An 11,808-nucleotide genomic window follows, 5' to 3' on the forward strand; every position below is an offset into this window, starting at 1 on the left:
GGACCACGGGTGTCAGGTGTGCCGTGCGAGCCGTACCGAGGGGCTGCGCCACCAGGCCAGTACATCGGGGTGCGACAGCCGGGGCCGACGGTAGGCGCTGAGTTCGTGGACGGGTGCGTCGAAGGTCAAGGCGTCACCGTCCTGGTACGCGGCATCGACGGACAGCGCGTCGAGTATCGGTCGTCGGCCGCTCGCCTCGGGTTCCGGGGACAGGTCCACCCCCACGAACGTCGCGTCCTCTCGCCCGAAGGGGGCGGTGGGCGCGGCCTCGGGGCCGGGGACCTCCTGGACCGGGACCACCGAGCAGAGGGAGCCTCGTGGCACCGACCACCACAGCACCGCCGTTCCCGGTGTGTGCGGAACGGAACAGCGACCGCGCTCCGGGGATCCGGGCCCTCGCTCCATGCGCACCTCGGAGAGGGGCTTGTCCTCGGCTCCGAAATGGCGAACGGCGGTGTAGCCCACCCGGGCGTAGAAGGCCGGGTTGCCGCGTTCCACGACGGCGTCGAGCACGACCCGGTCGGCTCCGGCGGTGAAGGCGGACTCCTCCAGGCGGCGTAGCAGCAGCCTGGCGGTGCCACCCCGGCGGTGCCAGGGGGCCACGGCCAAGCGGCGAACCTCCCAGGCGCCGTCATCGGTCCGTACCGCCCGCACCGCTCCGACCGGACTCCCGTCCACGGCGGCGACCCACAGGTGTGCTCCTCCGGCGAGGTCCTCGTGCAACTCCTCCGGACCGGCGACCGCCCCGTCCGCCACGGGCAGACCGGGGACCAGGTCACCGGCCCGATAGGCGGCACGGGTCAGTTCGGTCACCCGCCGCGCGAGTGTTCCGGTCAGGTCACGTATTTCCGAGACCACCGGTGCGCTGATTGTCTCCATCGTTTTGTCCATGCCTCGAATATAGAGGGGATAGGGAAAATGAAAACCTCAGTGATCGACATTTCGCAGCATTGTAATAATCGGGGAATCCAGCCCCCTGGAACCGTGGGGGAATACGGCTTCAACATCTGGGGCAACACCTTTCCGGCCGAGGAGCTCCCCGCTCCGGGCACGGAGTCCGAGGTCGCCGGTGTGCCCTTCGCGTTCCCCGCCAGGGCGGTGGTGGGCGGAGACAACGTGCGCTGTCGGGGACAGGTCGTCGAGGTGCCTCCCGGCGACTACGACTGGATCTACCTCTTGGGCGCCGCGGAGCGCAGGACCGAGGACCACATCGGTCTCCTCTACGCCGACGGCGCCGAGAGGGCCGAGCACCTGCGCATGTCCGACTTCTGGCCGGAGACGGACGCCCGCTTCGGCGAACCCCTCGCCTTCCGTACCCTCGCCCTGCGCTATCCCAGGCACACCCACGCTCCGCACGCCCCGTCCATCTGGCAACAGCGCTCTCCGGTGTCCGTGCCCGGTCGGCTCCGCGCGCTGCGTCTTCCCGACAACCCGGCGATGCACGTCTTCGCCCTCACCCTCGTCCAAGAGCCCGAGAAGGAGACGTCGTGCGCGTCGAACTGACCCCCGTCCGGTACTGGCGACACGACCTCACCCACTGCCTGCACAACACCGCCGGGGTCCTGTTGGACCACCACGGCCTGGACCCGATCGAGGCGCTCGGGGCGGCCTGGGGTTTCCACTACCCGGGCGACGTGCGCCGTGAGGAGTACTACCTGCCCGGAGCGTCCGACGACCTGTTCGCATGCCTGGCCCCGTTCCACGGGGTCACCTCCCGTTGGCACCATCCGACCGACTCCGAACAGGGATGGCTCCAGGTTCGTCGACGCCTGGTCGCGGGTGAGATCGTCGCCGTGGCCGCCGACAACTTCCACCTGCCGTTCCGGCCCGCCTACCAGGACGTGCACACCAACCACCTTCTCGCGGTCCACGGCTTCGACGACGAACGTGGTGAGGTGCTGGTGGCAGACCCCACGCCGCCCGCCTACCAGGGGCCGATCCCCTTGGCGGCGTTCACGGCCGCGCGTGATTCAGGGAACCCCGTGGTACACGAACGGGACAAGTTCTTCACCTCCAATCCGATCGGCAATCGGTGGCTGGAGCTGACCGTCGAGGCGGAACAACCCGAGTTCACCCCGGAGTTCGTCGGACGGGTGATCGATGCCAACGTTCGAGGGTTGCTCGAACCGAGTACCTCCGCCACCAGCGGGCTGAGCGGACTGCGTGCGTTCCTGGACCGCTTCCGTGGTGGTTCCGAACCGGCCGGCGGCGGCTCGGACGAGGCGTTCATCGTCATCGGCCCACTGCTCGCGGTCACCGGTCTGCACGCCGAGTTCCTCGCTCGTGCGGGCAAGACGTTCGGTGTCCCCCGACTGAGGGAGCTGGCCCGCACCGTGGACGGAGTCGCCCACGAGTGGTCGGCCTTGCGCATCGCCGTGGCCAACGCCCGAACAGACGTGGACGGTGAAGGTGTGCGCGCCCGCGCCGAGCGCGTGATGGAGGCGTATTCGGGGGCCGTGGCCCTCATGGAACGCGTGCCCGTCCCGTCGTGAAACCCGGGCCCGCCCCCGTGTGGGGGAGATCCCTTACTGACCCCGACGTGCGTTTTGCGGAAACCTTGGGATCACAGAAAGGCGCTATGTCGGTCCGGTGTCTGCGGATTGTTCAAGCTTCTGTTGGACGATCGCGTTTTCTTCGGTAGACGATCATCCGCCGTTATGTGTTGAACCGCGATTCGGAAGAAAGAGCGAAGAATGGCTGTTAAGTCCTGTCCGGAATGCGTCGCCGATGTCACCGTCGTCGACACGATCGAACGCAACGAGATCATCGAGTGCGGTGAATGCGCCGGTGAACTGGAGGTCGTCTCCCTCGACCCGCTGACCATCGCCGTCGCGCCCGAGCCCGAAGAGGACTGGGGCGAGTGAGAACCACCTCGAAGGTACGGCGAAGGGGGAGCCGATGATCAGCGTCGGAATCGTGGGTGGGGCCGGTTACATCGGCGGGGAACTGCTGCGGCTCCTCCTCGGTCATCCGGAGGTCGAGATCGTCGCGGTGACGTCGACGCGTCTCGCGGACCGCAGGGTCGACCTCACCCATCCCAACCTGCGGGGCCTGACCGATCTGGTCTACAGCTCCCCCGACCGCCTGCCCGACTGTGACGCCTTGTTCTTCACGGGTTCGGGGGCCTCCGATCCCGTGGCACGGGCCGCGGAGTCGACCAAGGGCAAGATCGTCTTCGACCTCAGCGCCGACCTGCGTTTGGCCGACCAGGAGACGTATCGCCGTCACTACGGTGAGCACTTCGCCCCGGAACTGCTCGGGACCGCCGTGCGCGGACTTCCCGAGTTGGACAGGGACCGGCTGACCCGAGCGGACCTGGTCGGTGTGCCCGGCTGCATGGCCACCGCCTCGATCCTCGCGCTGGAACCCCTCACCACGGCCGGACTGGTGGCTCCTGAGGTCTATGTGGACGGCCGGGTGGGATCCAGCGGTTCGGGGGCCTCCGCCGGTGAGATGAACCTGCACGCCGAACGCAGTGGGGTCCTGCGGCTCTTCGCTCCGGCGGGTCACCGCCACGAGGCGGAGATCGCCCAGGCCACCGGGGCCGTGCCGAGGATGTCCGCGACCGGGATCGACGCGGTACGCGGCGTTCAGGTCGTGATCCGGGCCACCACGAACCCGGACGTGACCGAACGAGAGATCCGAGCCGCCTACCGGGCCCGCTACAAGGACGAGCCGTTCGTCCGCGTGGTCGCCCAGAAGCGTGGCAACTACCGACTCCCGGAACCCAAGATCCTCTTGGGATCGAACTACTGCGACGTCGGGTTCGCCCTGGAGCCGGGCACCGGGAACCTCACGCTCGTGGGCGCCCTGGACAACCTGGTCAAGGGCGGCGCGGGCAACGCGGTGCAGAGCTTGAACATCCGGATGGGCTGGGACGAACGGACCGGGCTCGGATTTCCCGGGCTCCATCCGATCTGAGGAGGATTCGATGTCCGATCACGTACTCGTGGTCAAGGTCGGCGGAGACCACTCCCTCGACCGGGAGGGGCTCTGCCGAGACCTGGGGCGCCTGGTCGCCGAGGGGCGGCGTGTGGTCCTGGTGCACGGAGGCGCCGCCGACCTCGACGACCTCGCACGACGGCTGGGGGTGCGCCAACGCAGGCTCACCACCCCCGGTGGTACGTCCAGCCGTTACACCGACCCGGCGACCCTGGAGGTGCTCCAGTACGCCCTCCTGGGCGAGTTCAAACCGGAGTTGGTGTCAAGTCTGTCCCGCGAGGGCGTGCCCGCGGTGGGGCTGAGCGGCATGGACTGTGGTCTGATCCGGGCCCGGCGGCCGAAGTCCCACCGGGTGGTCGTGGACGGCCGCACCCGAGTCGTCCGTGACGACCACAGCGGCCGGATCACCCTCGTGGACCCGGCGCTCGTCCTGTCGCTACTGGGGGAGGGGCGGGTTCCAGTGATCTCTCCGCCCGCGCTCGGGGAGGACCACCGCCCGGTCAACGTCGACGCCGACCGTACCGCCGCCGCCATCGCCGGCGCGCTCGCCGCGGCGGGTCTGCCCACCCGTCTGGTCCTGCTCACGGCCGCCCCGGGACTGCTGGCGGACCACACCGACGAATCGTCACTGCGATCCGAGGTCACCCTCAAGCCCCAGGGGGGTGTCGACGAGGCCGCGGTCGGGGGGATGTCCGTCAAACTGCGCGCGGCCCGGAGCGCCCTGCTCGACGGGGTCGACTCCGCCGTCATCGCGGACGGGCGGGTCGACTCGCCCGTGTCCGCCGCGCTGGTCGGACGGGGAACTCGTGTTCGGGTGGCCCGACCTGTTGGGAGTCATCGATGACCACACCACCGTCAACCGGGCACGCCACGGCCGACAAGGCGGGTGGAGGCAGTCTGGCCGACACCCGCCGGAGGCTCATGGCGCTCCGCGAAAGCCAGCGCTCCTCGGGCCTGGGTACCGGGGAGGCCATCACGGCGGTTCCCCGGGAACGTGCCCTGCCCACCTCCTTCACCCAGCAACGTCTGTGGTTCCTGGACCAGTGGGCCCCCGGGAGGTCGGTGTACAACTCCCCGGTCTCCCTGCGTCTGCGCGGCGAGCTCGACGGCTCGGCCCTGCAGAGGGCCCTGACCGCCCTTGTCGCCCGTCACGAGGTCCTCCGCACCCGATACCCCGTCAGGGACGGAGTCCCCTTCCAGGAGATCGCTCCGGCGGCCGAAGTCCCGCTCCAGGTCATCGACGCCCCCGGCGGCGACGAACAGATCCGGGAACACGTCTCGGAACTGGCCGCCGCCCCCTTCGACCTGAGGAACGGTCCGGTCCTGAGGGCGTACCTGTTGCGTCAGGCCGAAGACGTCCACGTCCTCCTCCTCTCCCTGCACCACATCGCGACCGACGGTTGGTCGACCGCGATCATCATTCGGGAACTGGTGGAGCTGTACCGCTCGGAGCGTGGTGGCGGAGCGGCCGGACTGCCCGAGCTCGCTGTGCAGTACGCCGACTACGCCGTCTGGCAGCGCGGCAGGATGACCGGGGAGCGTGCCGACGAGCAGCTGGCGTACTGGCGTGATCGGTTGACCGACCTGCCGATCCTCGACCTGCCCACGGATCGACCCCGGCCCGGGGTCCCCACACACGCGGGGACGACCCTGGACCGAGTCCTTCCCGCACGCCTACGGGACGACCTGAACCGGCTGGCCCGGGCCGAGCGGGTCACCCTGATGACGGTGGTCCTGGCCGCCTTCAACGTGCTGATGTCCAAGTACACCCAACAGGACGACATCGTGGTCGGGTCCGTGTGGTCGGGACGTGGTCGCCCGGAGGTCGAGTCCCTGGTGGGCTTCTTCTCCAACACCCTGGTGCTGCGCACCTCCACCGCCGGTGACCCGACCTTCCGTGAGCTCCTGTCCCGCACGAGGGACACCGTGATGGGCGCCCACTTCCACGAAGACCTGCCCTTCGGGAAGGTGGTCGAGGAGCTGAGCCCGGAACGCGACCCCGACCGCAATCCGCTTTTCCAGACCTCCTTCACCCTGCAACACGCGGCGATCGAGTCCGCGGAGATCGAGGACCTGCGGGTCGAGGCCTTCCCGATCGATTCGGGGACGGCCCGGTTCGACCTGGCCGTCCAACTGACGGAACTGCCCGAGGGACTACGGCTGTGGGCGGAGTTCTCCACGGAGCTGTTCGACTCCGAACGCGTCGCTCGCCTGTTCGATCACTACGAACAGGTACTGAACACCGTGGTGGTCGACCCCGGGCTGCGGCTCAGCGAGACCGGTGTGCTCACCGCGACCGAACTGGCCGAGGTGACGGGGCGGTGGAGTGACGGGGGGACGCCGGGCGAACGGCGGCTCCTCCACCGGCTGTTCGAGGCCAGGGCGGCAGAGCGGCCCGACGACGTCGCCCTGCGTTTCGAGGGTTCCGACACCACCTACGGAGAACTGGAGGGCCGGGCCAACCATCTCGCCTGGAGGCTTCGGGAACAAGGAATCGGGCCCGAGGACGTCGTCGGCGTCCTGCTGGAACGAGGCCCGGACATCCCCACCGCCTACCTGGGCGTGGGAAAGGCCGGGGCCGCCTTCATGCCGATGGATCCCGACCACCCGGCCCAACGCAGGGAGGCCATCATCGCCGACGCGGGATGCGAAGTGGTGGTCACCTCGGCGGACCTGGCCGACCTCCTGCCCGAGCACGTGCGGGCCGTCACCGTCTCCGACGAGGACCGGCCCACGGCGCCCGTCGGCCCCCCGCCGGTCACCGTGACGGGACGCAACCTCGCCTACCTGATCTTCACCTCCGGATCCACCGGCCGCCCCAAGGGGGTTCAGGTGGAGCAGTCCGCCATCACGAACTTCACCGAGGCCATCATCGAGCGGTTCGACCTCGGCCGGGGAGACCGGGTGCTCCAGTTCGCCAATCCGGCCTTCGACGTCAGCCTGTTCGACTTCTTCGCCGCCCTGGGCAGCGGAGCCACCCTCGTCCACGCGCCACGCGAGGTCCTGCTCGACCCGACCTCGCTCACCGCACTGATGCGCTCCGAACGCGTGACGGTGACGGATCTGCCGCCGGCCGTCCTCGGGATGCTCGACCCGGACGACCTCCCCGACCTGCGCGCGCTGTTCGTGGGGTTGGAGGCCTTCCCCGCCGAGCTGGTCAATCGATGGCGCACCCCGGACCGGGAGTTCCACAACGGTTACGGCCCCACCGAGGCGACGGTCGCCTGCACGGACTACGCGTGCCCCGACGAGGAACACACCGCCATGCCGCCCATCGGCGGGCCCTTGCGCGGCTACCGCGTCTACGTCCTGGACCGCTTCGGAGCGCCCGTACCCGAAGGCGTCCCAGGGGAGCTCTACGTCGCCGGAGCCGGTGTGGCACGCGGATACGTGAACCGTCCCGACGCCACCGCGGAACGTTTCGTCCCCGACCCCTACGGCCCTCCCGGAGCTCGCGCCTACCGTACCGGTGACCTGGTCCACTGGGACTCCAACGGTGACCTGCGCTTCCTCGGCCGCGTGGACGACCAGATCAAGATCCGCGGCCTCCGAGTCGAACCCGGTGAGGTCGAGCGATCCCTCACCGCCCACCCCGAGGTGGACGAGGCCGTGGTGGTACGCCATGGTTCGGGCGCCGACGCCCGACTGGTCGCCTACCTCACCCCCCTCGACGCGGAAGCGGGGGGACCCGATCTCGACGGGGTACGACGGACGGCCGCCGAACACCTTCCCTCCTCCCTGGTCCCAGCGGTCATGATCGTGCTGCCCGAGATCCCGCGTGGCGCCAGCGGCAAGATCGATCGTGGCCTTTTGCCGGCCCCCGAGGAAAGTGTGGTGCGGCGGACGCCGACGCCTCCCTCGACCGACACCCAGTGGGGGCTCGCGCGGATCTGGGAGGACCTCCTGGACCGGGGCGACCAGGACGAGGTCGACGTCCACGACGGGTTCTTCGAGGTCGGTGGGAACTCGCTCAAGGTCACCGAACTGGCCTCGCGGATCGAATCGGCCTTCGGAGTGCGGCTGGAGCTGAGGGATCTCTTCGTGAACTCCAGCATCTCCGCCCTCGCCGAGCTCATCGAGTCCGACGAGCTGGCGGGGACCTCCGACGACGACCTGCTCGCCTTGTTGAACGAGGCGGAAGGGAGCACCCCATGACGGTGCGCACACCGATGGAGCCCATCCCCGGGCTCAGCACCCGGCAGCGGGCCTTCCGTGAGGAGGTGCGTTCCCTGCTCACGGGACCGGAGGTGGCCGCGGAGCTCGCCGAGCTGGCCGCCCGTCCCCCGGGAGAGGAACCGGTTCTGCTGGAGATCTACCGGACGTTGGGGCGCAGGGGCCTGCTGGCCCCCGGTTGGCCGGTCGAGTACGGCGGTCTCGGCCTCGGTCCGGTGGAGTCCGCCATCGTCACGGAGGAGATGACGCTCGCCGGTGTCCCCGACGACGTGCACGTCCTCGGTGTGGACCTCGTCGGCATGTTCCTGCTGGCGGAGGGAAGCCCGGAGCAGAAGCGGGAGCACCTCCCGGCCCTGGCCGCGGGCGAACGGGTCGCGACCGTTCTGTTCACCGAGCCAGGCTGTGGCTCGGACCTGTCCGGGCTGTCCACTCGTGCCGAGCCGGACGGGGACGGGTGGCGGTTGCACGGCTCCAAGGTCTACAACATGAAGTCCCAGTACGGCGAGATCGCCTTGTGCGCCGCGCGGACCAGCGAAGGTCCGGTGGCCATGCACGGGATCACCCTGTTCCTGCTGCCGTTGCGCTCACCGGGCGTCCACGTCGAGCCGGTGCCGAGCATGGCCGACGAGTGCTTCGGCCTCGTCGTCATCGACGGCGTGCGGCTGGGGCCGGAGGACGTCGTCGGACGGTTGGACGACGGATGGCGGCTGATGAACGAGCTGCTCCAGCTGGAACGCACCGGGATCGACTTCCACGGCAAGGCCCGACGCCTGCTGGACCTGGTGATGGAGCGGGCGGCGCGCGCGGGCCGACTCGATGATCCCGTGTTCGCGGTCCGGTTCGCGGAATTGGACGCGCGACTGCGTGCCTCCCACGCCCTGGCGTGGGAGATGGTCCACAACCTCGATCTCGGTGCCCCGGACCCGGTGGCGTCCGCGATGAGCAAGTGGTACGCGAGCGAGCAGTTCCGACCGATCCTCGATACGGGGTCGGAGGTCGACGGAGTCGACTCGCAACTGACCCGCTGGGACGAACGGGCGGGGAGCACCTCGCGGTTCGAGGCCGACTACCGCATGGCACCCGCGCAACGGCTGGCCTCCGGTACCTCCGAGGTCATGCTCTACCTGATCGCGACCAACGGTCTGGGGATGCTCTGAGATGACGATCGAAACCGCCACGTCCGAGTCGACCTCCGCGGGGACCACCCCGGCCGAGGTGCGCGCGGCGTGCGCCGAGCTCTTCCACGAAGACCTGAACCCGGTCCTGCGCAGGGTCGGTGATCGACCCAGGGGCAGTGGCGGGTCCGCGGTCCTGAACGGGGACGACGTGGAGGCCCGAGCCGGTGTGTGGGCGACCCTCACCGACATGGGTGTGCTGCGAGCGTCCCTGCCGGTACGCCTGGGCGGGTCCGAAAAGGCCCTGGAGACCACCGTCGAGGTGGCCGAACTCACCGGACCCGGCCTGTACCAGAGCGCCCTTCCCGACACCCTGGCGGTCGCCGACCTCCTGGCCCTCGATGGACGCCACGACGAACTCCTCGACTCCGTCGCCGAGGGACGGAGCACCATGTCCCTGGCCGTTCGGGAGCGAGGCGTGGACGAGCCCGGGACCGTCGGCCCCCTGACGGTCGACGCACACGACGGGACGGTGACCGGCACGCGCCGGTTCGTCGCCTTCGCGGCGGACACGGACCTGCTGCTGGCCGTGGGCACGGTCGGGGGAGATACGTACTCCTGCCTGGTCCCCACCGCACAGCCGGGTGTCCGGGTCCGCCGTCAGGACGACCTCGGCCGCGGCGACCTGTACGAGGTCACCTTCGAACGGGCCGTCCTCGCCCCGAACGGCCTGATCGAGGTCGGTACCGACTACGCGAAGGTCCTGGCCCGGGCCAGGATCAGGCACGCGGCCTACCTGTCGGGCCTGTGCCGTGGAGCCCTCGATCTCACCGTCGCCCATTTGAAGGAGCGCCGGGCCTTCGGCGCTCCCCTCGCCAGGATGCAGGCCCCCGCCTACCGGCTCGCGGGGCTCAGCGCCGAGAACGCCGCCTTGGCGGCCCTGGTCCGTCGTACCGCGCGAGCCGCCGACTCCGGAGCGGACGACATTCGCCTTCACGCGGCCCAAGCCGCCTTCCTCGCCGGTGACCTCGCCCGCGTCGTGTCCGCGGAGGCCGTACACCTGCACGGTGCCCTCGGTATGACGGAGCGGTGTGACGCGTCGTTCTTCTACCGCCGGGCGGCGGTGGACGCGCAGCGTTTCGGCACCGCCACCGGGCTCCGTCGGGAGGCCGCCCGGCTGCTTCACTCCAGCTTCGTCGACGACCTTGGAAAGGGATGACGATGTCGACAATGGGAACCACCGATCCGGTATCCCTGCTCCAGGACCTGATCAGGATCGACACCACCAATCCGCCCGGCGACGAGGGAGCGTGCGCCGCCTACGTCACCGATCTGTTGGGCGGCGACGAGGAGATCGACGTCAAGGTCATCGGGGTCACCCCTGAACGGGCCAACGTGGTCGCTCGCTTCAAGGGCAGGGGGGAAGCGCCCCCTCTACTCCTGCACGCCCACTCCGACGTCGTCCCCGTCACCGGCCAGGACTGGCTGTACCCGCCCTTCGAAGGACGTCTCGTCGACGGTGAGGTGTGGGGGCGAGGGGCCATCGACATGAAGGGCGGCCTCGCGATGATGCTGTCCTCCCTCCTGCGCATGCGCGAGCGTGGGGAACGACCCGCCGGGGACGTCCTGCTCGCCGTCGTCGCCGACGAGGAGAACGGAAGTGGGGTCGGCGCCCGTCACCTGGTCCGAAACCACGCGGAACTGTTCGACGGCGTGCGCTACGCCATCGGGGAGGAGGCGGGTGCCGACATCGAGTTGGACGGTGTGCGCTTCCACCCCATCGTCGTGGCGGAGAAACGCGCCTGTTGGCTACGCGCCACCCTGCGCGGCCCCGGGGGGCACGGTTCACGGATGATGCCCGCGAAGACCCCGATGAGGCGTCTGGCCGGCCTGCTCACCGCACTCACCGGAGCGCGCCTCCCGCGTCACAAGGGGGTCGCGGCGGACCGGATGCTCGCCGAACTGTCCCGGCGGTTGCCCGGACCGACGGGTGAGGCCGTACGCGGGCTGAGGGAGGACGACGCCCTCGACCGGCTGCCCACCGGCCTCCCCGACGAACAGGCCCGCTACCTGGACTCGGTGCTCCGTCACACGGTCAACCCGACCGTGGTGCACACCCCGGACAAGATCAACATGATGCCTGAAAGTGTCAGCGTCGACATGGACGGCCGCATCCTGCCAGGAGACTTCACCGTGGCGGACTTCGAGGCCGAGGTCCGTGCCCTGGCCGGTCCGGACATCGAGTTCGAACTCCTCCTGGAGGGGGCCCGGGTCGATCCCGGTCGGATCCGCGAGCCCGAGTTCGGCGGCTTCTACGACTCCATGGTCGAGATCCTGGAGAAGGCCGATCCGGGGGCGGTACCCCTGCCCATGATCACGCCGGCGTCCACCGACAACAGGCTCTTCGCCCAGCTGGGCATCCGCTGCTACGGATGGTTGCCCATGCGCCTGCCCGCGGGTGCTCCGCACCGGGGGATGCTGCACCAGGCCAACGAGCGGATCCCCGTCGACGCCCTGCGCTTCGGCACGGACTGCCTGTCCACCCTGCTGAGCGACCACCGATGAGGACCGGAGTACG

The 11,808-nt window shown here is 69.6% G+C and carries 10 protein-coding genes; 9 read left to right on the forward strand and 1 reads right to left on the reverse strand.

Going from position 1 to position 11,808, the window contains the following annotated elements; all coding sequences use genetic code 11:
* Nucleotides 1-12 precede the first annotated feature (12 nt).
* Nucleotides 13-891, reverse strand: a complete 879-nt coding sequence (locus ACWGSK_RS17120; RefSeq protein ID WP_452456224.1) for a GNAT family N-acetyltransferase — start codon at nt 889-891, stop codon at nt 13-15.
* 39 nt (nt 892-930) lie between these two features.
* Between ACWGSK_RS17120 and ACWGSK_RS17125 the strand changes: the two genes are divergently transcribed.
* The 9 genes from ACWGSK_RS17125 (at nt 931) to ACWGSK_RS17165 (ending at nt 11,795) form a co-directional block, all read left to right on the forward strand.
* Nucleotides 931-1,503, forward strand: coding sequence for a hypothetical protein (locus ACWGSK_RS17125; RefSeq protein WP_452456225.1), 573 nt, complete (start codon nt 931-933; stop codon nt 1,501-1,503).
* The gene (locus tag ACWGSK_RS17130; RefSeq protein WP_358511797.1) at nt 1,488-2,492 is read left to right on the forward strand and encodes a BtrH N-terminal domain-containing protein; all 1,005 of its coding nucleotides are present in this window, start codon (nt 1,488-1,490) and stop codon (nt 2,490-2,492) included. The genes ACWGSK_RS17125 and ACWGSK_RS17130 overlap by 16 nt, the downstream gene beginning before the upstream one ends.
* Before the next feature lie 201 nt (nt 2,493-2,693).
* The gene (lysW, locus tag ACWGSK_RS17135; RefSeq protein WP_358511800.1) at nt 2,694-2,864 is read left to right on the forward strand and encodes a lysine biosynthesis protein LysW; all 171 of its coding nucleotides are present in this window, start codon (nt 2,694-2,696) and stop codon (nt 2,862-2,864) included.
* A gap of 34 nt (nt 2,865-2,898) precedes the next feature.
* Entirely contained in the window at nt 2,899-3,921 is a 1,023-nt protein-coding gene (gene argC / locus ACWGSK_RS17140; RefSeq protein ID WP_358511803.1) for an N-acetyl-gamma-glutamyl-phosphate reductase, read from the forward strand.
* Nucleotides 3,922-3,931: 10 nt separating this feature from the next.
* Nucleotides 3,932-4,786, forward strand: coding sequence for a [LysW]-aminoadipate kinase (locus tag ACWGSK_RS17145; RefSeq protein WP_452456226.1), 855 nt, complete (start codon nt 3,932-3,934; stop codon nt 4,784-4,786).
* A complete protein-coding gene (locus ACWGSK_RS17150) occupies nt 4,783-8,097 on the forward strand; it encodes a non-ribosomal peptide synthetase (RefSeq protein WP_452456227.1) in 3,315 nt (1,104 codons plus the stop codon). The genes ACWGSK_RS17145 and ACWGSK_RS17150 overlap by 4 nt, the downstream gene beginning before the upstream one ends.
* Complete coding sequence (locus ACWGSK_RS17155; RefSeq protein WP_452456228.1) at nt 8,094-9,272, forward strand: acyl-CoA dehydrogenase family protein; 1,179 nt, start codon at nt 8,094-8,096, stop codon at nt 9,270-9,272. The genes ACWGSK_RS17150 and ACWGSK_RS17155 overlap by 4 nt, the downstream gene beginning before the upstream one ends.
* Nucleotide 9,273: 1 nt before the next feature.
* The gene (locus ACWGSK_RS17160; protein ID WP_452456229.1) at nt 9,274-10,449 is read left to right on the forward strand and encodes an acyl-CoA dehydrogenase family protein; all 1,176 of its coding nucleotides are present in this window, start codon (nt 9,274-9,276) and stop codon (nt 10,447-10,449) included.
* A gap of 2 nt (nt 10,450-10,451) precedes the next feature.
* The gene (locus tag ACWGSK_RS17165) at nt 10,452-11,795 is read left to right on the forward strand and encodes a M20/M25/M40 family metallo-hydrolase (protein ID WP_452456230.1); all 1,344 of its coding nucleotides are present in this window, start codon (nt 10,452-10,454) and stop codon (nt 11,793-11,795) included.
* Nucleotides 11,796-11,808 lie beyond the last annotated feature (13 nt).

The organism is Nocardiopsis sp. NPDC055551 (assembly GCF_053619415.1).